The 22,876-nt window shown below is 40.3% G+C and carries 22 protein-coding genes; 16 read left to right on the top strand and 6 right to left on the bottom strand.

Annotated elements, in window-relative coordinates:
* Positions 1-190 precede the first annotated feature (190 nt).
* The 5 genes from recN to G3O08_RS18555 all read right to left on the bottom strand — a co-directional run bounded on the left by recN (position 191) and on the right by G3O08_RS18555 (position 5,201).
* Positions 191-1,849: a DNA repair protein RecN gene (gene recN / locus G3O08_RS18575; RefSeq protein ID WP_163286956.1), complete on the bottom strand. Its 1,659-nt coding sequence runs from the start codon at positions 1,847-1,849 to the stop codon at positions 191-193.
* A gap of 79 nt (positions 1,850-1,928) precedes the next feature.
* Positions 1,929-2,837 (bottom strand): type IX secretion system protein PorD, encoded by a 909-nt coding sequence (gene porD / locus G3O08_RS18570; protein WP_163286955.1) that lies wholly within the window; start codon positions 2,835-2,837, stop codon positions 1,929-1,931.
* Positions 2,834-4,036 carry a bifunctional phosphopantothenoylcysteine decarboxylase/phosphopantothenate--cysteine ligase CoaBC gene (coaBC, locus tag G3O08_RS18565; RefSeq protein WP_163286954.1) on the bottom strand — a complete coding sequence of 401 codons (1,203 nt, stop codon included), beginning with the start codon at positions 4,034-4,036 and terminating at the stop codon, positions 2,834-2,836. Before coaBC ends, porD begins: the two co-directional genes overlap by 4 nt.
* Before the next feature lie 5 nt (positions 4,037-4,041).
* Positions 4,042-4,374: a DNA-directed RNA polymerase subunit omega gene (locus G3O08_RS18560; RefSeq protein WP_163286953.1), complete on the bottom strand. Its 333-nt coding sequence runs from the start codon at positions 4,372-4,374 to the stop codon at positions 4,042-4,044.
* Between the two features lie 14 nt (positions 4,375-4,388).
* Positions 4,389-5,201 carry an outer membrane protein assembly factor BamD gene (locus G3O08_RS18555; protein WP_163286952.1) on the bottom strand — a complete coding sequence of 271 codons (813 nt, stop codon included), beginning with the start codon at positions 5,199-5,201 and terminating at the stop codon, positions 4,389-4,391.
* A gap of 144 nt (positions 5,202-5,345) precedes the next feature.
* Here G3O08_RS18555 and G3O08_RS18550 point away from each other — a divergent pair, with 144 nt between their 5' ends.
* The 10 genes from G3O08_RS18550 (at position 5,346) to G3O08_RS18505 (ending at position 17,034) form a co-directional block, all read left to right on the top strand.
* On the top strand, positions 5,346-6,593 hold the full coding sequence (locus G3O08_RS18550) for an aminotransferase class I/II-fold pyridoxal phosphate-dependent enzyme (protein WP_163286951.1): 1,248 nt from the start codon (positions 5,346-5,348) through the stop codon (positions 6,591-6,593).
* Positions 6,594-6,783: 190 nt separating this feature from the next.
* Positions 6,784-8,133 carry a hypothetical protein gene (locus tag G3O08_RS18545; protein WP_163286950.1) on the top strand — a complete coding sequence of 450 codons (1,350 nt, stop codon included), beginning with the start codon at positions 6,784-6,786 and terminating at the stop codon, positions 8,131-8,133.
* Between the two features lie 1,333 nt (positions 8,134-9,466).
* Positions 9,467-9,892: a response regulator gene (locus G3O08_RS18540; protein ID WP_163286949.1), complete on the top strand. Its 426-nt coding sequence runs from the start codon at positions 9,467-9,469 to the stop codon at positions 9,890-9,892.
* Positions 9,893-10,076: 184 nt separating this feature from the next.
* Positions 10,077-10,796: an SIMPL domain-containing protein gene (locus G3O08_RS18535; protein ID WP_163286948.1), complete on the top strand. Its 720-nt coding sequence runs from the start codon at positions 10,077-10,079 to the stop codon at positions 10,794-10,796.
* A gap of 75 nt (positions 10,797-10,871) precedes the next feature.
* On the top strand, positions 10,872-11,381 hold the full coding sequence (locus G3O08_RS18530) for a GreA/GreB family elongation factor (protein WP_163286947.1): 510 nt from the start codon (positions 10,872-10,874) through the stop codon (positions 11,379-11,381).
* A gap of 78 nt (positions 11,382-11,459) precedes the next feature.
* Positions 11,460-12,485, top strand: a complete 1,026-nt coding sequence (locus G3O08_RS18525) for an adenosine deaminase (RefSeq protein ID WP_204336941.1) — start codon at positions 11,460-11,462, stop codon at positions 12,483-12,485.
* On the top strand, positions 12,478-12,930 hold the full coding sequence (locus G3O08_RS18520; RefSeq protein WP_163286946.1) for a GreA/GreB family elongation factor: 453 nt from the start codon (positions 12,478-12,480) through the stop codon (positions 12,928-12,930). The genes G3O08_RS18525 and G3O08_RS18520 overlap by 8 nt, the downstream gene beginning before the upstream one ends.
* Positions 12,931-14,004: 1,074 nt before the next feature.
* Complete coding sequence (locus tag G3O08_RS18515) at positions 14,005-15,291, top strand: acetyl-CoA hydrolase/transferase family protein (RefSeq protein ID WP_163286945.1); 1,287 nt, start codon at positions 14,005-14,007, stop codon at positions 15,289-15,291.
* A gap of 160 nt (positions 15,292-15,451) precedes the next feature.
* Entirely contained in the window at positions 15,452-15,880 is a 429-nt protein-coding gene (gene mscL / locus G3O08_RS18510) for a large-conductance mechanosensitive channel protein MscL (protein WP_163286944.1), read from the top strand.
* A gap of 158 nt (positions 15,881-16,038) precedes the next feature.
* Entirely contained in the window at positions 16,039-17,034 is a 996-nt protein-coding gene (locus G3O08_RS18505) for a YihY/virulence factor BrkB family protein (protein ID WP_163286943.1), read from the top strand.
* A 9-nt stretch (positions 17,035-17,043) separates the two neighbouring features.
* On the opposite strand, the gene G3O08_RS18500 is transcribed toward G3O08_RS18505, so the two are convergent.
* Entirely contained in the window at positions 17,044-17,565 is a 522-nt protein-coding gene (locus tag G3O08_RS18500) for an NADPH-dependent FMN reductase (RefSeq protein WP_163286942.1), read from the bottom strand.
* A gap of 113 nt (positions 17,566-17,678) precedes the next feature.
* Between G3O08_RS18500 and G3O08_RS18495 the strand changes: the two genes are divergently transcribed.
* The 6 genes from G3O08_RS18495 to lepB form a co-directional block, all read left to right on the top strand.
* Positions 17,679-18,359, top strand: a complete 681-nt coding sequence (locus G3O08_RS18495) for a metal-dependent hydrolase (protein WP_163286941.1) — start codon at positions 17,679-17,681, stop codon at positions 18,357-18,359.
* Between the two features lie 2 nt (positions 18,360-18,361).
* Positions 18,362-19,174, top strand: coding sequence for a ParA family protein (locus G3O08_RS18490; protein ID WP_163286940.1), 813 nt, complete (start codon positions 18,362-18,364; stop codon positions 19,172-19,174).
* Positions 19,167-20,051 (top strand): ParB/RepB/Spo0J family partition protein, encoded by an 885-nt coding sequence (locus G3O08_RS18485; RefSeq protein ID WP_163286939.1) that lies wholly within the window; start codon positions 19,167-19,169, stop codon positions 20,049-20,051. The genes G3O08_RS18490 and G3O08_RS18485 overlap by 8 nt, the downstream gene beginning before the upstream one ends.
* Positions 20,032-20,652 carry a DUF5683 domain-containing protein gene (locus G3O08_RS18480; protein WP_163286938.1) on the top strand — a complete coding sequence of 207 codons (621 nt, stop codon included), beginning with the start codon at positions 20,032-20,034 and terminating at the stop codon, positions 20,650-20,652. The genes G3O08_RS18485 and G3O08_RS18480 overlap by 20 nt, the downstream gene beginning before the upstream one ends.
* A gap of 25 nt (positions 20,653-20,677) precedes the next feature.
* Positions 20,678-21,400, top strand: coding sequence for a 4-hydroxy-tetrahydrodipicolinate reductase (gene dapB / locus G3O08_RS18475; RefSeq protein WP_163286937.1), 723 nt, complete (start codon positions 20,678-20,680; stop codon positions 21,398-21,400).
* On the top strand, positions 21,397-22,876 hold a 1,480-nt coding region (gene lepB / locus G3O08_RS18470), incomplete at its 3' end, for a signal peptidase I (protein ID WP_163286936.1). The genes dapB and lepB, both read left to right, overlap by 4 nt.

The raw sequence follows: 22,876 nt of genomic DNA, 5'->3' as shown, positions 1-22,876 counted from the left end.
ATTTAGTATTGTGTATTTAGTATTGTGTATTTAGTATTGTGTATTTAGTATTGTGTATTTAGTATTGTGTATTTAGTATTGTGTATTGCTTATTGCGTATTGCCTATTAATTTATTGCCTATTACAAATTAAATCCCATCCAAAAGGATTGCCTATTGCTTATTGCCTATTGCTTATTGCCTATTGCCAATTAGTTTAATTCAAGGAGTTCACGTGCATTCGCTAAAGCAGCATCGCTTGTATTGGCGCCACTCAACATTTGAGCGATTTCAACTATCCGCTCCTCATTGTTAAGTCGCTCAATTTCAGTCTTTACTACTGCGTTTGCTTCAGTTTTAAAAACTTTGTAGTGTGCAACCCCTTTCGATGCTATTTGGGGAAGATGGGTAATACAGATAATCTGCATTTCACTCGCCATTTCTTTCATAATTGATCCCATAGAGTTGGCTACTTCGCCTGAAACTCCGGTATCAATCTCGTCAAAAATTATGGTTTTGCCATCACTTCGTATTGCATATAACTTTTTAATAGCCAGCATAAGTCGCGACAGCTCGCCACCTGATGCGACCATTTTTAGCGGCTCCGGTTTGCGACCCGCGTTCGCACTAAAGAGCATAGTCAGCTTATCAAAACCATCGGTATTTGGCTCATCGGTTTGCCACATATCCATTACCAAAGTCGCCGATTTCATGTTTAGTCCGCCGAGTACTTTTTCTATTTCTGAAGAGAATTTTTTTAGATTCTTCGCTCTTTTCGCCGTTAATTTCGCACCGGCATCTTTTAAGTCGATATAGATTTTAGCGAGCGCCTTTTCAATTTGTTCAATATCTTCATCCAAGCTATCGGTCTTACTCAACTTAGCCTCAAGATCATCTCTTTTCGCCTTGAGCGCAGGCAACCCATCTACATTATGCTTTTGCTCCAACCTGAAAACAGTAGCTCTTAGTTCTTCTAAAGCCCCGAGTCTCGCAGGATTAGCTTCTATCCCGCTGAGCGTATTTTCCACCTCACCTGCTATATCGTCAATTTCAATAATGCTGCTCTTAAGCCTTTCCGCTATTTCGGCGTATGATTTTGAGATGCTTGAAATGCGCCCTAGCAATTCGCGCGCAGCATTTAGAGAGGCAATTACAGGGTTTTCACCATTATTGAGCAGATCTACCGTTGCACTGAGCGTTTGTGTTATTTCTTCCGCATTTGCCAGGGTATTGTATTCTTCTTCAAAAGTTTCTTCATCTATTTTGTCAAGATTTGCAGTACGCAGCTCCTGCACCTGAAACCTTATAAAATCAGCTTCATTTACGCTATCGCGACGCATTTCTAAGGCATGGGCAAGCTCTTTTTGCTTAGCCGTATAAGTTGAAAAGACAGAACGATAAGAAGCGCGTTCAGCAAAAGTATCGGCGTACCTGTCTAATACATTGAGTTGAAACTTAGGATCATTAATTTGAATGGTCTGGTGCTGGGAGTGAATATCGAGTAAGTGCAAGCTCAGTTCTTTTAACACACTGAGTGTAACCGGAGTATCATTCACAAAAGCCCTGCTCTTCCCCGTGCTCAGTATTTCGCGTCTAATAATAGACACCTGCTCAAAATCAAGATCTGCCGCTTTAAACTGCGACTCCAGCCCCATTCCGCTTATATTGAAACTCGCTTCTACCACACATTTTTTCTTCCCTTCCTGAACCACGCGCGTCTCGGCACGTTCGCCAATGATTAAGCCCAATGCCCCGAGAATAATAGATTTTCCACTACCCGTTTCTCCGGTAAGGATGTTTAAAGCTTTATCAAAATCTATTTCCAGATTTTCTATTAGGGCATAATGCTTTATGGAAAGGTGTTGCAACATAGTGCAAATATGGCGATTTAAGATTGAGAAAAGGAAGAAAAAACATCACTCATTTTAAGAAGTGAAGACCAGGGACATGCTACTTTCCTTTTTGCATTTTCTCATATTTGGCAAGATTTCCCGGATCTACTTTCGATAAGGTTTCGTAAACTGTATTGCGTTCAGGCACGGGAGCTTCTTTAAAAATATTGCCAATCTCATCGCTCTTGGCCAAAAAGAAAAGCTGAGTTACGTAAGCCATTGGCTTAATACGATGTATTTGATTAAATCCTTGCAGGGAAGCCATAATTTTTTGACGACCTAATTGCGTTTTATCACTCATTATATCAAGTCCTTCTCTGTGATATTGATATAAAGTAGCTCTAAGCGGCTCAAAAGTTTTGTGCAAAATATCTTCTACCAGCCAGTAGCGGTTTTTGTCGCTTTCAAAGGCCTTCCATCCCGGATAGTTTGACCCCTGTGCACTTTGCACTATGCGCTGCGCCTGCTGGTAATACGGTGTGCCACCACTGGGCGAGTAGGTATCATAATCATACCCTATAACCATATATGCATAATAGGCCAGAATTGAAACCAAATTGTTTTGAAAATTATCTGGATTAAAATTGTATTGGGTGTTTTGAAAATATTCAAAAGTCACTGCGTCATCTCTTACATTCAGCACAGCGCTTTCGTAACTCGAGTTAAACACCGGGCGTGTTGAAACTATTTGCAGTTCCGCTTTGTAAGTATTAGAGCTTGCGCGTGCGTCGGTAATGTTTATCAGCAGGTTGCATTTAATGCGTTCTTCAATCGTAAATTTATCATTCGTCCATTTTCGATTGTTCATGAACTCGAAAACGTCCTGCTTCATCTGATCAAAAATAGCGGTATTCACTCCTTGAATTTGAGGATAAATAACATCTACCTGGCAATTTAATTCCTGCGCACGAGCCATTTGTCCGAATACTGTGAATATGGCAAGGATTAAAAAAAGTCTTTTCATCATAAAAATTCCTGTATAATGCAATCAAAGATATCTTTGGCTACTTCTGACTTTGGTTTCAACTCTAAATTTATATTTTTATTGCGTAAGATCAGTATTACCTTGTTGGTGTCGTGGCCAAAACCGGCTCCTTTGTCGCGGAGCGAATTTAACACAATCATATCGCAATTTTTCTCTTCACGCTTTTTTTTGGCATTCTCGAGAGCGTTTTCTGTTTCCAGAGCAAAACCAATCAAGATTTGGTCTTTTTTCTTCTTTGCACCTAGCGATTTGAGAATATCGTCTGTTTTTTCGAGTTCAATATTCAGATTGTCGCTGCTTTTTTTAATCTTCTCATCAGCCACTTTTACCGGTCGGTAATCTGATACTGCGGCACTTAAAATACCAATGTCCATTTTGTCAAAACGACTCAAAGTCTCCTTATACATTTCGGCGGCTGTGTTTACCAATACGGTTTTCACATTTTTGGGTGGTTCGAGAGCAACCGGGCCGCTGATAAGTGTTACATCGGCGCCCAGAGCTGCGGCTGCCCTAGCTATCTCATATCCCATTTTTCCGGTGCTCCTGTTTCCAATATAGCGCACCGGGTCTATCGGCTCTTGGGTAGGACCGGCGGTAATAAGTACTTTTTTGTTTTTCAGGGGTGCCCTTTCGGTAAAATATGCTTCCAGAAACTCTATTATATGCAGAGGTTCCGCCATTCGTCCTGCGCCAAAAAGTCCACTGGCCAATTCTCCCGACTCAGATGGGATATGGATATTACCGCGGTTTACAAGTCTTTCAATATTTGCCTGGTTGGCACCGTGCGCATGCATATCGAGATCCATTGCCGGAGCGAAAAATACAGGGCATTTTGCGCTTAGATAGGAGGTCAGCAGCAGATTATCTGCCTCTCCGCCCGCCATTTTTGCGAGCGTATTCGCGGAAGCGGGAGCTATTAAAAAAACATCGGCCCAAAGGCCGAGGTCAACATGATTATTCCATACACCAAGCTCGCTATCTTTTACCAATTGGGTTAATACAGGACGCTTACTCAGTGTTCCTAAAGTAAGTGGCGTAACAAAATCGGAAGCAGAAGGGGTGAGAATTACCTGAACATCGGCTCCTTCCTTAATCAAATCTCTTACTATAAAAGCAGATTTGTAGGCGGCTATGCTACCGGTTATTCCAAGCAATACATGCTTCCCTTCAAGCAGACCCATGCTTATTATGCCTCTGCTTCAGGATCTGCTACTCTTCTAAAGTAAATTTCGTCGTCCAGCTTTTCCTGCACAGCAATAGAATGCGGCTTAGGCAAACGTTCATAAAACTTCGAAATTTCAATTTGCTCCCGGTTTTCAAAAATCTCTTCGAGATTGTCCTGGGTTGTAGCAAATTCTTGAAGTTTTGAGTTTAGCTCTTCCTTCATTTCTTGCGAAATTTGGTTTGCGCGTTTAGAAATAATTACAATCGACTCGTAAATATTATCTGTATCTTTCTCAAGGTCTTGCACGTTACGCGTTTTGGTAGTTCGTGCGGCATTTGTATTCTTGAAGTTCATGCTTCAATATTAAGTTAAAATTTCATTTTATCAAGCTCCCGAATAGCATCGGCGTAATAACTCTCTGCCTTTTCTATGTATTCACTATTCTGGTAAGAGTCCACAAATTTATGGTAATTTTCGATGGTTTCGTTCAATCGCTCTTCTTTCTTCGATTCTATGCTGTTAATTGCATATAAATAAGAGCTTTTTACGATCAAAAACTCAATCTCTTCGCGGTGTGGACTATCCGGAAAATCACGTATCAAGTTTTTAAGGGCTACGGTTGCACTTTTATAATTTTCAGTGAGATAGTAAAGCTTTGCATTGTCAAAAGACTTCTTTTCAAGCTTCATTCTAAGCTCATCTATCATTGTATTGGTACTGTCTTTTAAATCGGTATTGGGATACCTGTTTAAAAACAATTGAAATTCTATTAAGGCTTGCTCGGTTTCAGTTTGATCGAGGCTGCTTTTTGGAGAATTCATATAACTGCTATAGGCACTTTTAAATTGTGCCGTTTCTGCTCTGGGACTCGCCGGATACGTCTTTGCGAAGTTTTTATAGTAGTAATTGGCAAAATAGTAGTCCTTTAAATAATAATGACTGTCGGCTATATAAAACTGTACTTCCTCACTTCGTGATGAACCGCGAAAGAGCGTTCCCAATTCGTCAAAAAGTGAAAGCGCCTTACTGTATTCGCCTTCGTCGAAATACTCTTTGGCCTTTGTGTATTTATATTCCACGTCTGTACTCTTTAGTACTTTGTTGTACTCGGAGCATCCGGTGAGAATAAATAAACTGAAGATAATAAGTGTTAATCGCAAATTTTCAAAAATATCGCGCAAAGATACAATCATTTTGGTGATGAGAAAGAAGATTAACGGCAGTTAACCAAGTTAATTGTTTATAGTTATTTCAATCCAACTTTGGTAAGATTTTTAATTAGCAGTACTTTTGCACCTTGAAATTTGTATAACACCAGATTTACTATGCAGGATATATTCGACAAAATTAAGAACAACCGTGGCCCGCTGGGCAAGCATGCTAAAGAATCTCATGGATATTTTACCTTTCCAAAATTAGAAGGTGAAATAGGTAATAAAATGACTTTTCGCGGAAAAGAAGTTTTAGTTTGGAGTATTAATAATTACCTCGGATTCTCAAATCACCCAGCCGTAAGAAAGATTGATGGCGAAGCAGCAGTGCAGTGGGGAATGGGATATCCGATGGGTGCGCGCATCATGTCTGGTCAAACATCGCTTCACGAAAAGTTGGAGAATGACTTGGCCGATTTTATGCAAAAAGAAGATGCTTTTTTGCTCAACTACGGCTATCAGGGTTGCCAGTCGGCGATAGAAGCGCTGGTAGATAGAAACGATGTAATTGTTTACGATTCAGAATCTCACGCTTGTATGGTAGATGGTGTACGCCTTCACCAAGGTAAGCGCTTTGTGTTTAAGCACAACGATATGGAGAGCTTTGCCAAACAATTGGAGCACGCCCGCAAATTTTCAGCAAATACCGGTGGTGGTATTCTCGTTGTTACCGAAGGCGTTTTCGGAATGGCCGGTGATCAAGGCAAGCTTAAAGAAATTGTAGAATTCAAAGAAGAATATAAATTCCGTCTTTTTGTAGATGATGCCCACGGTTTTGGAACCATAGGCGAAAATGGTCGCGGAGCTGGAGATTATCAAGGTGTTCATGACAAAATAGACATCTATTTTGGAACATTCGCGAAAGCTATGGCCAGCATTGGCGCTTTCGTTGCCGGCGATGAGCAGGTCATTGAGTTCCTTCGTTACAATATGCGTTCACAAACTTTTGCCAAGGCGCTACCAATGCCTATTGTAGCCGGCGCCATTAAGCGTTTAGAAATGATGCGCACGGAGCCGGAGCACAAAGAGAAGCTTTGGAAAATCGCTACTGCCCTTCAGGATGGTTTGCGCAAAGCCGGATTTGATCTTGGTGTTACAAACTCTGCTGTTACACCGGTTTTCCTTAAAGGATCGCTTGGCGAGGCAACAAATATTACCATGGATCTTCGCGAGAATTACAATATCTTCTGTTCAATTGTGGTTTACCCGGTTGTACCTAAAGAAGTTATTATGCTGCGCTTGATTCCTACTTCGGTGCATACGCTTACAGATGTAGAATACACCATTGAGACTTTCAAAAAAATAAAAGTGAAATTGGAAGCGAAAGAATACGAAGCAAGTGAAATTGTGGACTGGAGATAATCCAACACCACTACCCTATTACAGTGTAAAGAGATGCCTTTTGGTGTCTCTTTTTTTTTGCTTATTCATTTTGGTTCCGCTTCCGCGAAAGCTGAGAATGAAGATGCGAAGTCCTTAAAAAATTATGTATTCTCATAAATACTGAACCTTGTGAAATTGAGAAACCAAAATATATTTCTTAATTTTAGGCATGAGATGGATCCTTACCCTTCTGCTTTTATTCAGTCTTGCTATTGGCTACTCTCAAAACGAAACCATTAGCGGACAAGTAAATGCGGGCTCCTATCTTGGCCCTGTAAGTAAAGTCCATGTAAGAATGGGGAAGTATTCTACCAAGACTGATTACGAAGGGAAATTTACGCTACGTATTACACAAGATGAATCGCTTATCCTTAGCCATTCGTCTTACAACACTCAAAAAATTCCTTATAAAGCAGCAATAACCATTAAAAATGCCACCTACTACCTCACTCCTTCTTCCGGATCGGCCAATATGATTATGGAGGGTGCGGAAGTACAACCCATTTACACTCCTGAATTTGAGCATGTTTTTGACTACACTTTTCTGGGCGATACACTTATAGTGCTCTCGTATATGAATTTGGGCAAACCAGAAAATAAGTTGGATGACAAACCTTACATCAATTGCACATTTACAGCCATGTATTTGGGCGAAATGATTGAAAGAAAAGTGATGCCCAATAATATTCAAAAATTATTTCATCATCCCGGTGGCACTGTGTTTCTGGAAGGATTGGATACTTGCTATGTGCTTAACAGAAAACCAAACGACTTAAATGTATCGGGCTTTAGCTATACTGATTATCAAGATTTTGTATCGCTGGCTTATGCCGAAACTGAACAGTCCATTTTTTATGCGTACAGCTACCCCTATATTCCACAGGTGGCGCATAAAATGTATAATTTTTCAGATGATGAGATTTATCTATTGCGTTTGGTTCAAAACCGGGAGTATTTCGACAAAGTAAATGATGATTATGCCATGCTCACTGAGGGTGAAATAAAATCAGCAATGGCTTTTGAAAAGCAAACGGGCATCAATCACCGCATGTTTTCTACTTATCTGCGCAGCTTTAGAATACTTAGAGATATCGCCGCACCATACGCTCCCGGTTTTTTGGTTGGTGATGAAGTTATTATCTTCGATCATCGAAACAGCTCTGTTTCATACTACGACAGTAATGGAAAATACAAACACTTTCAGGGCATGTTTCACAATACGTTGGTAAAGGAAGAGCTTGTGAAAATGATTCAGGATCCATATACAAAACAGCTATATACCCTTCACAATAAAGCCGGAGTAATGTATTTGCGAAAGGTAGATACCCAAACCGGCGCAACCGGCAGGCCTCTCAAACTGCATTATCCATTTGCGGAAAACGTAAAAGTCTTTGAAAATTATGTTTATTATCTGCATAAAGCTCCCGCGGATGTCAAGTACAATCACCTGGTTCGCCAAAAATTACCCTTCTCGAATGAATTAAATTCGCAAGACGCGGATTCGTATTATAACGAATAGCGATTCACCTTTTTAGAATCTAATCTCTATACACCTTTTTTTACGATTGAAAGAGATATTTTTCTCTTAGTCGACCTGCCAATTGAGGATTAAAAGAAATTAATTAACTGATTGCATATCAATACCCTCGCCCCCCCCGGCGCCTGATGGGGAGCTGCCGTCACACGGTCTATCGTTCCATTTGAAACCTTGAATTCAAGACGAGAGCACTTCGTAGAAAGGGTGATTTAAATGATAAAAATGGTCTCGTGGATGAAGTGTGCGTTGGCGCCCTTTAGGGACCTAATCTCTATACACATCTTTTGATATCTAATTTTACTTGAAGTAGTTTAAGATCGAATTAATTTGAAATTAGTAGAATCGTCATTTCAATCAATCCATTCTTGAAACTACTCAAGTTGCTGTACATCAATGCTATCGGACGCCCCCAGCCCCTAGAGGAATTAGCGTGTACCTAAGCTGAAAGGGTGACATCTACAAAACACCGACGGAATGTATTGCACAACGAATCGCCAGCCGAATATTAGATTGGAAAATGTCACCCTTTCAGGGCTGCGAGTGTGATGGTAATTTTATCGATGGGCTGCACCCATCGCTATCGAATGTAGCCCCTGCGGGGCTTTTACGGCTACTCTTCAAAGTAAAAATCATCTTCATCAGCACTTATGTTGTTATTGAATTACCTAATTGTGAAAGCCATCCGCTCAAAGTGCAAAAAATCCGCAATTCTAAAAGCTCTTAGGTACACGCTAATTGCCTAGAGGGGAGCCTCCACCACACACATTTCGACGCCGCATTTCGACAGGCTCAATAACCACTCAATGCATCGCATTATTGTTCCGTGAAAATCCTTATTTTAGGAATGCTTAGAAAGCTTCAAAATAGAGAAAACTACTCCCTTTGGATAAGGTGTGCGGTGGTCTCCCTTTCGACCTTTTGGGAGTGCGTACGTAAGGGTCGGGGCGCGGGAACGGCTTGATATTTAAAAATTTGGGTGTTTGAAATTCTTAGAGTTTAACTTTTATCTACGATGTGTATAGAGATTAGTTTAGGGACGGGGCGCGGGAAGGTGTTTATGAAAAGCTATTTATAAGGTCTAAGCACCAAAAGACAATTTTCGAGGACGATGTGTATAGAGATTAGCTTATAGAATAAGATAAGCCGCAGCACTTTTCTCATAGACTCAGAAAATATCTCATTAAACGCTTTCGCGAAAAAGCGTCACTGATAAAATTTGCCATGATTCAAAAATTCTCTAAAACTTTCTTTTCCGGGAATAATTAGTTTGGTACGCTTTTTACAAGAGAATGTGTAATTATTAAAACCCATTGTTATGAAAAAGCGAATAGATTCTGTATTACTAATTGATTCCAACAAGCAATCAGCACACATCAATGAAGAGATGATAAAAGCAACAAACTTGGTAGGCTATGTTGCAGTAGCATACAATGCTCAAAATGCGGTTAGCTACCTTAAGCAAAGGCTTGCCGTTGGTAAGGACTTACCAAATATCATACTTCTAGACATTAACTTACCGGGAGTGAGCAGCTGGGATTTTCTGGAAATTTTTGAAACCCAGTTCGTAGATTCTTATAACCATGAAATCTATTTAATGAGCAATGACTCAAATACAAAAGATGTAATAAAAGGTAGTATGCATTCACTAACACAGGGAGTTGTGAATTTGCCAATCATAGATTGGGAAATAAACCAGATTTTGGTCAACTATTCAGAGCGCTATGAACTTCATGTAGCATAATTCTACAGAATCAATAGAAATGTGGGGGAATTTAGACCCCAGAAATCTTTAAATTTATTGGGCAGATTGCATATTCTATTTTTTCGATAGATTTAACAATCTGAAATTAGCCAAAGCTAAGAGGCTTACAATGAGCTTGTACACAAATGGCATATTTCTTGTCTATTCAGCGAAAACAATTGATATGAGTTTAAAGACAATTACAACAACAGCCCTTTTAATATTTACGGTTTTAACTATGAGCGCACAAAATTCTGAAAGTGTACTAAAAGTACGTGGCGAAGCAGTGTTGAAAGCCGTTCCTGAAATATTGAATGTCACCATTCCCATTCAGGAAAAAGCCAGAACCTATGAAGCTTGCACCAACCAACTTACGGCTACTTTTAATGCACTCCACGAGGCATTGGTAAAAGCGGGAATTGATGAAAAGAAAATTTTCAGCAATCGATTGAGCATTACCGAAGACTACAATTATCAGGACAGAACGCGCATTTTAATCGGATATATTGGCAGCATTACGCTCTCTATGGAATTGGAGCACACCGAAAAAAACCTCAATATGCTGATGAGTACTTTAAACGACGAGCGGTTTAATTTTGGATACGATGTAAGTTTTTCACTTTCTGAAAAACAAAAAGATGCATTGCGTGAAGCTGCCATAAAACAAGCTGTAGAAGATGCAAAAACAAAAGCTGCAACATTGGCCGAGGCCTTAAATGTGAGACTGCTTGAAATTAAAGAAGTTAACTTTGAATACTCGGATGGGGGTAATGACATACTGGCAATGCAAAAAAGCATGCGCTTTGAAGCGAATATGAGCGACGGTGGAAACGATATTAAACTCAACCCACAAGAACAGGAAATTAGGAAATCTGTAGGCGTAATTTGGAGAATAGCCAAGTAATAACGAACTTAACAGATCAATAATTGTTATAGCCACTACCCTTTCATGAGGTAGTGGCTTAATCTTTTTAAAAAAATGAGCAGAGGTTTTGTAAAAGAAGATGATCAGGAAGAAAATCCGATCATCCCAAATCGCGCACCGCTCCCTGCGGGCGCCGCAAATTATGTTACTGCCAATGGCTTGAAGGAGTTAATTTTAGAGCAGGAAAGTCTTGAAGCCGAGCGAAAGGCAGTGCCAGCAGAAGAATCACCCGAAAAGCGCTCTGCACTTAAGGTGATAAACGGAAAGTTGAATATGCTTATTGAGCGAATCAATTCGGCCGAGGTTGTTGATCTTTCAGAAATAGAAAGCGATGAAATTCGATTTGGAGCAATCGTTACGTTTCAATTTTCAAATGAAAGTCAAAAACGTATTTTTCAGATTGTAGGTGTGGATGAAGCGGATGTAAAAGAAAAGAAAATCGCCTTTACATCGCCAATCGCCAAGGCGCTAATGGGAAAGAAAACGAAAGAAAATACCCAGCTTCAATTAGAAAATGGAACTAAGGATATTACAATCCACAAAATAGAATATCCCAGTTCGTAGCGATTCACGATGTGCGCATTCATCTATAAATCTTATTTTTGGCGAAAATTGACCATTAATAATCCATAACTCAATATTTTGAAAGATTTTATACAATCCTTACCCAAGGCAGAATTGCACTTGCATATAGAAGGTAGTTTTGAACCTGAACTCATGTTTGAAATTGCCAAACGAAATAATGTTTCCATTCCATTTAATTCAGTCGAAGAAGTTAAGGCAGCATATAAATTCAATAACCTACAGGAGTTTCTGGATATTTATTACGCTGGCGCGAATGTACTGATTGAAGAAAAGGACTTTTATGACCTCACCTGGGCGTACCTAGCAAAAGTGGCTTCTGAAAATGTGAAGCACGTCGAAATATTCTTCGATCCGCAAACGCATACAGATCGTGGTGTTCCGTTTAAAAAAGTGATTACAGGAATTTATAAAGCGCTTGAAAGAGGAGAAAGCGAACTGGGTATTTCATTTAAGTTAATCATGTCATTTTTAAGACATTTAAGCGAGGAATCGGCTTTTAAGACGCTGGAAGAAGCAATGCCTTATCGGGATTGGATTTCAGGAGTAGGTTTAGATTCATCTGAACTCGGAAATCCACCTTCTAAATTTGAGCGTGTATTCGCGGAAGCCAATAAAAGAGGTTTTAAACTTGTGGCCCACGCAGGCGAAGAAGGCCCGGCTGATTATATTTGGGAAGCCCTTGATTTACTTAAAGTGGTACGCATTGATCACGGAAACAGATGTCTTGACGATACCGATTTGGTTACCCGTCTTGCCAATGAGCAAATGCCACTTACTATTTGCCCTTTGTCTAATCTCGAACTTAAAGTGGTTAAAGATTTGAAAAATCATCCACTTAAAAAACTGATGAATAAGGGATTGCTGGCAACGATACACTCCGACGATCCTGCTTATTTTGGTGGGTACATGAATGCCAATTATCTGGCTGTCGCTGATGCACTCAACCTTTCAGAGGCAGATTTGGCACAATTGGCTAAAAATAGTTTCACCGCCAGCTGGCTGCCCGATACAGAAAAACATAGATATCTTGAAGAGATTGACTCAATTGTGCGAAAGCGACCCATGGGTAACACAGATGTCTAAAATTAAAGAAGCATTATCATCGGCGATGCTCCACATACTCAATCAGCGGATTGATGAGTCGAAAGCCGCAATTGATTCAGCCATTGAGTCGAGAAATACGGCCACAAAAAGCAGTGCCGGCGATAAGCATGAAACCGGCAGAGCACTGATGCAGATAGAGATTGACAATCAAAAAAAGCAAGTCGCCAATTCTATTCTTCTCAAGAGCACGCTCGCTCAAATACCTCTTGATACTAATACCCATACAATTGATTTTGGAAGCTTGGTAGAAACGAGTCAGGGATTTTTTTACCTCTCGGTGAGTTTGGGGAAAGTTGAGCTTTCTGGAGGCGTCTATTTTACTGTTTCCCCCTCCACTCCCCTTGCACAGGCACTAATTGGAGCAAAATTGGGCGATACCATAACGTTTCAAAATCGATCGTACGAGATATTGAGTATTGAGTAATAAGTATTGCGTATTGTGTATTGCCGCCCTGCACCTAACTAATCTCTTTACATATCTTTTTCAAACGTTACTTTTTTCGTTTCATGTAATAAATGAGTAAAGTTAGATTGTTAGAATTTTCACCAATGAATGTATCTCCAAAATAATTCAACCTGCTGTTTATCAATGCACTCACGCGCCCCCAGCCCCCTAAAGGGGAGCTTCCAGCACACACATTTCGACTAAGCTCAATGCATCGCATTATCGTTCCCTGAGAAGCTTAATTTTAATAATGTTAAAGAATACCATATTAATGAATAATATTGCCCCCATGAATAAGTTGTGCGGCAGTACCCTTCCTGCATCCGACGAGGCCTTTTGCCGAGAGGAATGCAAGGGTGCGGGAGGGAGTTGATTACGCCCTTCGGTAGGAGGCCGCTTCGCTTAGTTGTTAGTTATTTGTAAAGAGAAAATTTCGGTTGAATAATTTTCATTCACAATGTGTAAAGAGATGAGCGCCCCTAAGGGAGTTTAAATCACGGTATAGTGAGTATTAGAATTTAAATGGACGGATTCGAGTAGTAATTAAGAGCGTTATTGAAAAATGCCCATTGCAAATTGCCTATTGCCTATTGCTCATTACCTATTGCTCATTACCTATTGCCCATTGCTCATTACCTATTGCCCATTGCTCATTGCCCATTGCTCATTGCCTATTGCAAATTGCAAATTGCCTATTGATTTCACTTCTTAACTGCCGCCCCTGAGGTCAAAAAAGATCTAATTTAATTATTATGCCGCGGGGTGGATACCCACGCGGAGCGGTCAGCAACTACGATTAAATTCCACGAAATTCTAATTTGCCCATTGCTCATTGCCTATTGCGTATTGAGTATTGAGTTTTGAGTACAGAGTACAGAGTATTGGGCGGTCATCGAGCGACGGTCATCGAGCGAAGTCGAGATGAGTCGAGATGAGTATTGAATAGAAAATTCCTTCTTAAAAGTTCGAAAGTAAAGTCAAACATGATAAATGTTCTTTTTTGAGGACAGGGCTCGGGCTATCTTCGCGTTTTAATTAAAATAGATTTTAAAGATGAAGGAATTCCAATTTACTACTGCGGACAACGCAGTTGAGAAAATAAAATCAGGAGATCGTGTATTTCTCCACAGCGCAGCCATGACGCCGCATACACTTGTGAATGCTATGTGCGACAGATACTCCGAATTAAGAGGTGTTGAGATTGTTCATATTCATACAGAAGGCCCGGCACCTTATGTGCTTCCCGAAATGAGAGAGTCCTTTTTTCACAACGCCTGCTTTGTGGGAGCCAATGTGCGGCAGGCAGTACAAACCGGTATTGCAGATTACATTCCGGTTTTTCTAAGTGAAATGCCTTTATTATTTAAAAGAGGAATTTTGCCAATCGATGTGGCGATGATTTCGGTTTCACCACCGGATAAGCACGGATTCTGCTCACTGGGCTCGTCGGTTGATATCTCGGTTGCCGCAATTGAAGCAGCAAAAATGGTCATTGCCGAAGTAAATCCCAATATACCGCGAACCCATGGAGACGGCTATCTCCATTTTTCAAGAATCGACTATGCCATTGCAGTGAATACGCCTATTCACGAAGTGAAACCGAAAGCTATTTCCAGCACAGAGCAAAAGATTGGAAGGTATATCGCTGATATGGTTGAAGATGGCGCTACCCTGCAAATGGGAATTGGTGCAATTCCCGATGCGGTTTTAGCTGAACTTGGAAGTCACAAAAAGCTCGGCGTTCATACCGAGATGTTTTCTGATGGAGTGATAGATCTGGTAGAAAAAGGAGTTATAACCGGTGAAATGAAAAAAGTGCTTCCCAATGTTATTACAGCCTGCTTTGCTATGGGAAGCAAACGTTTGTATGATTTTATTGACGACAATCCGAGTGTGATATTCAAGGAATCGACTTATACCAATGATACCTCCCGAATACGCAGAAACCCCAAAGTAACCGCTATAAATTCTGCAATCGAGATTGACCTTACCGGACAGGTTTGTGCCGATTCTATTGGAAGCAAGCAATTTTCGGGCGTAGGTGGACAAATGGATTTTATACGTGGTGCTTCCCTTTCTGAAGGCGGAAAACCAATTATTGCAATGTCTTCTATTACCAGAAACGGAGAATCTAAGCTTGTTTCGTTTTTAAAACCTGGTGCGAGCGTTACGACTACCCGTGCTCATGTGCACTATGTTGTAACCGAAAATGGAGTAGCAAATTTATATGGTAAAAACTTGAGGCAGCGAGCAAAAGCGCTAATTGCCATTGCGCATCCAACACATCAGGAAATGCTTGAAAAAGCAGCTTTTGAGAGGTTTGTTGGTGTCGGTGTTTAGTTCTTAGTGTTTGGTTTTTTGTTTTTGGATTTTTGTACAGGAAATTAACCCTTAAACTCCAATGTTATCTTTGGCAGAATGTTAATAACTACCGCGTGTAGAGCAGATTGGAGATATAATTAAGTATTTACTTTGGCTTAAATTAACATCATTTTATAACATGAACGAATTTAAGAAGTTTATTGCCAAGGGCAATGTGGTTGAATTAGCGGTCGGTTTGATTTTGGCCACTTATTTCGGTGCAATCGTAAAATCATTTGTAAATGATATTTTAATGCCGCCAATTGGAGAATTATTGGGTGGTGTTGATTTTTCGGATCTGAAATATGTAATCTCTGAAGCAACTGCCGAAACAGCCGAAGGGGCTGGAGACGCAATAGCAGAGGTTGCTATTAATTACGGTGTTTTCATCAATACGATTATCACATTTTTGATCGTTGCTTTTGCGGTATTTATCATCGTAAAAGCATATAACAACATGATAGATCGCATGAAAAGGAAGGAAGAAGTAGTTCCGACTCCTCCTATCGAGCCCACGAAAGAAGAAGTGCTATTGGCAGAAATCAGAGATCTTCTGAAAAGGCAATAAAGCTCTAATTCAGTATTTTAGAAAGCGTCGGTTAGAAATTAACGGGTGCTTTTTGTTTTTAATATTGAGACGTAGATAGCCGGATACAAAAAATGAACATTCACAAAACCGCCGTGTTATTCTAACCTTATAAGCAGCTATTAAACTATCAATACCCTATGGCAACCACGGCGGAAAAGAGTAAAGAAAAATTCAGCATTAAGCATTTACCAAAATTATTAAAGCAAACCTTTAAAGCATGGAACAATGACGACCCCTTTCGCCTGAGCGCAATAGTGGCTTATTATGCTGTATTGTCTCTTCCCGGTTTGCTTATTCTTATTATAAATACGGTTGGAGCAATTTGGGGAACAGAAATAGTGCAAGGAAAACTTACCGGAGAAATTTCTGATGCCTTGGGAGCCAGTGCCGCACAATCTATTAAAGACATCATTGAAAGCACCCGCGGCGGCAATAAAAGTTTAATTTCTACAATTCTCGGTATTGCTACGCTTGTTTTTGGAGCCACAGGGGTGTTTTACCATTTACAGCTTTCGCTAAATAATGTATGGGGCATAAAACAAGATGCCGACTCCGGAATTAAAAAAGTTATAAAAGACCGCCTTCTGGGGTTCGGCTTCGTATTGGTGATAGGTTTTTTATTGTTAATCAGCTTTATTGTTTCTACAATGATTTCGCTATTAAACGGGTATTTGCAAAGTTTCCTTCCTGAGTTTTCGGTTTATGCAGCATTTGTTTTCAGCGAATTACTATCACTTGCGGTAATAACCGTCCTTTTTGCTTTATTATTCAAATTCTTGCCCGATGCCAAAATAAAATGGCGCTCTATATGGGTAGGCGCTATTCTTACAGCGGTGCTTTTTACCATTGGTAAATTTTTGCTCGGCTTGTATTTCGGCAAGGCCGATCCAAGTTCGACGTATGGCGCGGCAGGTTCTATGGTTCTAATCCTTCTGTGGGTATCCTATTCATGTCTGATTTTGTTTTTCGGAGCAGAATTTACCTGGGTATATGCCAAAAAGTATGGGTTTAGAATTGAACCAAACTCAAGCGCCGTACTAATAGGCGGAAAGGAAGAAGAAGAAAAAGAAAAGTTTCAAGAAAAAAAAGAGGCACTTAAGGAAGATAATAGTTCGGATAAGTCAGATAGTTAAAGGCCGCAATTAAAAATTCTTAAATCCACTTATCTGATTATCAATCAGTATTTTGTACTCTTGATTGCTCACTCTGCCTTCTTCATTCAAGTGTAAATGAATAGAAGAGAGAAGCGGTTTTTGGCTGTAAACCTCCATTTGCAAATAATGTAGTACGGCAGTTAAATGGTCAAGCCCACGCTGATTTCCAGAGCGACCGGTAGCAACACCTATCAATGCGGCTTTTTTGCCTTTCCACAAATTAGGAGGAGCTGTATCCAGAAATAATTTCAAAATTCCGGGAAAGCTTCCGTTATATTCGGGTGCTATAAAAATAATATGAGAGGCCGGAGCAATTTTCTTTTCAAGAATTTGTGAAAAACTATCTGAAGGATTACCGTAAATACCCTCTGATAAAAATGAAGATGGCAATTCCTGAAGATCCAAAACACCAACTTCAATACCCTGATCAGTAGCGGTTTTTGCGCAATATTCCAGTACTTTATAAGTGTTGCTTTCGGGGCGGTTTGTACCGCTAATAATAGTCATCATTGAGGCTGCGAGTTAACAAAATTCTGTGTATAATTAAAGTGATGTCAAAGCCCATATTAAAGCTTAATGGCTTAATTTTATGGATTCGATTTAATGCACTTTTTCGTTTAATAATGAAACTAACATATTACGGGCATTCTTGTTTTGGTATGGAAGTAAATGGCTCGCATTTACTCTTCGATCCGTTTATTTCACCAAACAAGCTGGCCGCGAAAATAGAGATTTCAAAAATTAAGGCCGACTATATTTTGATTTCACATGGGCACGAAGATCATGTGGCCGACGTGATAGCCATTGCAAAACGAACCGGTGCAGAATTGATTTCAAATTATGAAATTATAAACTGGTTTGCCGGAAAGGGAATTGACAAGGGAACCGGATTAAATATTGGCGGAAGCCTTAGCCTACCATTTGGCAAGCTAAAGTATGTAAATGCCGTACACAGCAGCTCTATGCCCGACGGTAGCTACGGCGGAAATCCGGGTGGATTTGTTATTGAATTTGGCGAGCAAACAATTTATTACGCTGGAGATACTGCTTTAAGTATGGACATGCAACTTATTGGTAAGCAATTTGATATAAGCCATGCTTTACTCCCAATTGGCGACACTTATACCATGGGAATAGAAGACGCAATACAGGCAACTGACTTTATAAAATGTAAAAGTGTAATAGGAATGCACTACAATACATTTCACGCCGTTGAAATTGATAAAGAAGAAGCAAAAGCGAAATTTGAAAGTGCAGGAGCTAACCTTACGCTGCTGGAAATAGGAGAAACGATAGAACTATAATTATGGGAAAAATAATAAGTATTGCCAATCAGAAAGGCGGAGTTGGAAAAACAACCTCTGCAATTAATATTGCGGCTTGCCTGGGTGTGCTGGAGCACAAAGTGCTTTTGGTAGATGCCGATCCGCAGGCCAATGCAACCAGCGGTGTGGGCATAGACCCTAAATCGGTTAAAACCAGCATTTATGAATGTCTGATCAACGATGTAGAACCAAAAGATATTATAATCAAAACCGAGAATCCAAACCTCGATCTCATTCCATCGCATATTGATTTAGTTGGAGCGGAAATAGAGCTCATTAACTTGCCCAACCGCGAGCAAATGATGCGTCACGCTTTGAAGAATATCAAAGATGATTATGATTTTATTATTATTGATTGTTCGCCATCTCTTGGTTTAATTACTGTAAATGCGCTTACAGCATCTGACTCGGTAATTGTACCGGTACAATGCGAGTATTTTGCGCTTGAGGGCCTTGGTAAGCTATTGAATACCATAAAAATAGTTCAGTCACGCCTTAACAATTCGCTTGAAATAGAAGGAATTCTTCTCACTATGTTTGATAGTCGACTAAGGCTTGCAAACCAAGTAGTTGAGGAAGTGAAAATGCACTTTCAGCAAATGGTTTTTAACACCATTATTCACCGCAATACGCGATTGGGCGAAGCGCCGAGCCATGGCGAAACGATTATTATGCACGACGCATCCTGCAAGGGCTCTATAAATTACCTAAATTTAGCGCGCGAAATTTTGCAGAAAAATGATTTGACAAAAATCAAATCAGAAGATAAATTGATTGAACTCGAAAATGAGTAAAAAGAGAGCATTAGGGCGCGGACTTAGCGCGCTTCTTGAAGATGTAGAGACAGATATTACTACCGGTACGAGTACCGAGAGTACGTCGAGGGTGTTGGGATCGGTGGCTATGCTGCCAATGAATCAAATTGAGGCGAATCCTTTTCAACCGCGAACGGTTTTTGATGAGACTTCGCTAATGGAGCTTGTGCAGAGTATTCGCGAGTTGGGTATTATCCAGCCGGTTACAGTGCGTAAAATCGGTTACGACAAGTTTCAGCTTATTAGCGGTGAGCGCAGGTTTAGAGCTTCGCATATCGCCGGTCTTACAGAAATTCCGGTGTTTATACGTATTGCCAACGATCAGGCTATGCTTGAAATGGCTTTGGTAGAAAATATTCAGCGGAAAAATCTGGATGCCATTGAAATTGCTATTTCGTACCAGCGCTTAATGGAAGAATGCAATCTTACTCAAGAAGCATTGAGCGAGCGCGTGGGCAAGAAGCGCGCTACGATAAGCAATTACCTTCGACTATTAAACCTTCCGCCCGAAATACAATTGGGCATTCGCGAAAGCAAAATATCTATGGGTCACGCGCGTGGTCTGCTCGCTTTTGACAGTGAAGAGAAGATGATAAAGGCCTACCAAAAAATTCTTTCAGAAGATTGGTCGGTGCGCCAGGTAGAGCAAGTTGCCAAAGAAGATAAAGGATCGCCTAAGCCAAAAAGCAAACAGATTCCACTCTCTTTTGAATACCAGAAAATTAAATCTGACCTTACCGATTTGTTTGGCACAAAAGTTGACCTTAAACGCGATCAAAAAGGAAAGGGAAAAATTGAAATATCCTTTCAATCTCAAGATGATTTACAACGCATCATTGATAAGCTCGAGTTTTAAATTTCTGCTTACAACGCTATTCGTATTAATGACTTTTTTCGCGAAAGCGCAAACTGACACTACACTTACGAATACCCCCGATAGCGTAGAAGTAATTGATGTTGAGCGTGGAACTGTAACAGGCGACGTAGAAAATGTTCCCGTGCCGGTTGATTCGGCTTATATACACTCACCCAAAAAGGCGACTATCATGTCGGCTGCGCTTCCCGGGCTGGGTCAGATTTACAATAAAAAATACTGGAAAGTGCCCATTATTTATGGCGGTTTCGCTGCGGCAGGATATTATTTGAATGATAATTTGAAAAATATCGAGAAGTACAAAGATTTGTATATCGCCGAAACGGACGGTGATCCCAACACGATAAATAACACAAACTTTACCACGACAGATTTAACCCGAATAATTGATCAGTATAAGCAATGGCGCGACCTTTCGTACATTGCCTTTGCTGTTATTTACGCCCTCAATATTATTGATGCAAATGTGGATGCCCATCTTTTTTACTTTGATGTGAGCGAAGATATTTCGCTGAATATTATGCCGTATATGTCTCCTGTGAGAAGTCAGGGTGTTGGTTTTTCGCTAAGCCTTAAATTGTAACTTTGCCCGCTAAAGATCGTCTGCAATGCGAATAGCCATAATTGGATACGGAAAAATGGGACAGCTTATTGAAAAGCTTGCTACAGAAAAGGGCCATGAAATAGTCTATAAGATTGATAGCCATAATACTAAGCTTACTGCAAATCTGGAGAATATAGATGTGGCAATTGAATTTACCCATCCCGAAATAGCTGTATCGAATTACAAGAAACTTGCCGGTCAAAATATTCCTATTGTGACTGGAACAACCGGCTGGACGGATAATTTTGACGAAGTGGAGAAGCTGATCCAAGACACTGGAAATCGATTTTTTTATGCCTCTAATTTCTCCATCGGTGTGCATCTGGCAATGGCCACGAGCAATTATCTGGCTAAGCTAACTGAAAATTTCCCGGAATATAGCGTGCGGATTGACGAGTGGCATCATACCGCCAAGAAAGATGCGCCAAGTGGCACGGCACTTTCGTTTGGCCGAGAAATCATAAATAATCACAAAGGTTATAAGAAAATATCTACCGAACCTACTGATATACAAGAAGGTGAGCTACCAATATACGCTTATCGCGAAAACGATATACCGGGAACACATCAAATAAAGTACGATTCTGAAATTGATTCAATAATATTGCGCCACGAAGCCAAAAACCGACAAGGGTTTGCGCTTGGAGCTATTAAAGCCGCCGAATTTTTGGTTAATCAAAAACCGGGTGTCTATACCATGAACGACCTGATTAAATTACCTCTATGATAATTGCAACAACTATATTTTACCTGACCATCCTCTCCTACTTTGCTTGCTTTTGGAAAGTTTTTGAAAAAGCCGGCAAACCATCCTGGGCAGGATTTATACCTATTTATAATATTTGGGTATGGCTTAAAATTATGCAAAAACCTTGGTGGTGGATACTTTTATTGATCATTCCCGGAATTAATTTTTTGCTTCTTATCGTAATGCACCTTGAGCTTGCGCGCTCATTTGGTCTGCGCACGTTGCCTCAATACCTCATTGCTATATTTGTTCCTTTCGTAACAATTGCACTGATTGCCTTTAAGCCGGAAATTGTATTTACAGGCCTTCCCGATTATAAAAATGAGAAGAAAAGCAGAGCGCGTGAGTGGGCAGAAGCAATAATTTTTGCCATTATAGCGGCAACAATTATCCGCACATTTTTCGTAGAAGCGTTTACAATCCCAACACCATCTATGGAAGAATCGCTGCTTGTAGGCGATTATCTTTTTGTAAGCAAAGCGAGTTATGGAGCACGCTTGCCCATGACCCCCATTGCAGTACCGCTTACGCACCACACCGTTCCTATTTTCAATATCAAATCGTATGTAGAGTGGCAAAAACTGCCTTATTTGCGCCTTCCCGGGTGGAGCGAAGTTGAGCGCAACGATGCAACTGTTTTTAATTTTCCGGAAGGAGATACTGTAGTGGTAAACATTCCAGAGCAAAGCTACTATCAGCTTAAAAGACAGCTTGGAAGAGAGAATTTGCTTAAAGAAAGATTCATTTTGCCAGATGGACGTGTGGCGAATACTGGAGGAATTACAGTGCGACCTATCGATAAAAAGGAAAACTACATAAAGCGCACAATCGGTCTTCCCGGCGAAACCATTGAAGTAATAGACCGGCAGGTTAGCATTAACGGTTCACCGATGGAAAATCCTGAAGGAATGCAGTTTACGTATAATGTTTATACAAAGTCTGCCCTTTCAGCTGAAGTGTTGCACGAAAAGTATGGCATTTTGCTCACCGGCGATCAAAAGGATTATTACCGGTACAAAGGATTTTATGCGCTACCGCTTACGATTAACGAAAAAGAAATCTTTGACGGAATGTCATCGGTAGATTCCGTTACTATCGAGCTAAAGCGTCCGCAACCAGATTTACACATATTCCCGAATGATGAAAAGTATAGCTGGACAGAAGATAACTTTGGTCCATTATGGATCCCAAAAGAAGGAGAGACTGTTGATTTAACACTTGAAAATCTTCCGCTTTATGAACGTGCGATTCGCGTATACGAATACAATACGCTGGAGGTAAAAGGCGGTGATATTTTCATAAATAACGAAAAAGCAACAACTTACACGTTTAAGCAGAACTATTACTTCATGATGGGAGACAATCGCCACAACTCTGCAGATTCACGGTTTTGGGGTTTTGTACCTTATGACCATATAGTAGGAAAAGCAGTATTTATTTGGTTTAGCAAAGAAG

The organism is Cryomorpha ignava (assembly GCF_010686655.1).
Taxonomy (GTDB): domain Bacteria; phylum Bacteroidota; class Bacteroidia; order Flavobacteriales_D; family Cryomorphaceae; genus Cryomorpha; species Cryomorpha ignava.
The sequence above is the reverse complement of the archived record's forward strand: the minus strand, read 5'-3'. Positions and strand labels throughout refer to the sequence as shown.

Excerpts from the sequence above, each read along its gene's own strand:
- G3O08_RS18495 (WP_163286941.1), top strand. The coding sequence starts at position 17,679 with ATGAAACTAACATATTACGGGCATTCTTGTTTTGGTATGGAAGTAAAT.
- mscL (WP_163286944.1), top strand. The coding sequence starts at position 15,452 with ATGAACGAATTTAAGAAGTTTATTGCCAAGGGCAATGTGGTTGAATTA.
- recN (WP_163286956.1), bottom strand. The coding sequence starts at position 1,849 with ATGTTGCAACACCTTTCCATAAAGCATTATGCCCTAATAGAAAATCTG.
- G3O08_RS18545 (WP_163286950.1), top strand. The coding sequence starts at position 6,784 with ATGAGATGGATCCTTACCCTTCTGCTTTTATTCAGTCTTGCTATTGGC.
- G3O08_RS18560 (WP_163286953.1), bottom strand. The coding sequence starts at position 4,374 with ATGAACTTCAAGAATACAAATGCCGCACGAACTACCAAAACGCGTAAC.
- G3O08_RS18520 (WP_163286946.1), top strand. The coding sequence starts at position 12,478 with ATGTCTAAAATTAAAGAAGCATTATCATCGGCGATGCTCCACATACTC.
- coaBC (WP_163286954.1), bottom strand. The coding sequence starts at position 4,036 with ATGGGTCTGCTTGAAGGGAAGCATGTATTGCTTGGAATAACCGGTAGC.
- G3O08_RS18550 (WP_163286951.1), top strand. The coding sequence starts at position 5,346 with ATGCAGGATATATTCGACAAAATTAAGAACAACCGTGGCCCGCTGGGC.
- G3O08_RS18540 (WP_163286949.1), top strand. The coding sequence starts at position 9,467 with ATGAAAAAGCGAATAGATTCTGTATTACTAATTGATTCCAACAAGCAA.
- G3O08_RS18505 (WP_163286943.1), top strand. The coding sequence starts at position 16,039 with ATGGCAACCACGGCGGAAAAGAGTAAAGAAAAATTCAGCATTAAGCAT.
- dapB (WP_163286937.1), top strand. The coding sequence starts at position 20,678 with ATGCGAATAGCCATAATTGGATACGGAAAAATGGGACAGCTTATTGAA.
- G3O08_RS18500 (WP_163286942.1), bottom strand. The coding sequence starts at position 17,565 with ATGATGACTATTATTAGCGGTACAAACCGCCCCGAAAGCAACACTTAT.
- G3O08_RS18485 (WP_163286939.1), top strand. The coding sequence starts at position 19,167 with ATGAGTAAAAAGAGAGCATTAGGGCGCGGACTTAGCGCGCTTCTTGAA.
- porD (WP_163286955.1), bottom strand. The coding sequence starts at position 2,837 with ATGATGAAAAGACTTTTTTTAATCCTTGCCATATTCACAGTATTCGGA.
- G3O08_RS18490 (WP_163286940.1), top strand. The coding sequence starts at position 18,362 with ATGGGAAAAATAATAAGTATTGCCAATCAGAAAGGCGGAGTTGGAAAA.
- G3O08_RS18515 (WP_163286945.1), top strand. The coding sequence starts at position 14,005 with ATGAAGGAATTCCAATTTACTACTGCGGACAACGCAGTTGAGAAAATA.
- G3O08_RS18535 (WP_163286948.1), top strand. The coding sequence starts at position 10,077 with ATGAGTTTAAAGACAATTACAACAACAGCCCTTTTAATATTTACGGTT.
- G3O08_RS18530 (WP_163286947.1), top strand. The coding sequence starts at position 10,872 with ATGAGCAGAGGTTTTGTAAAAGAAGATGATCAGGAAGAAAATCCGATC.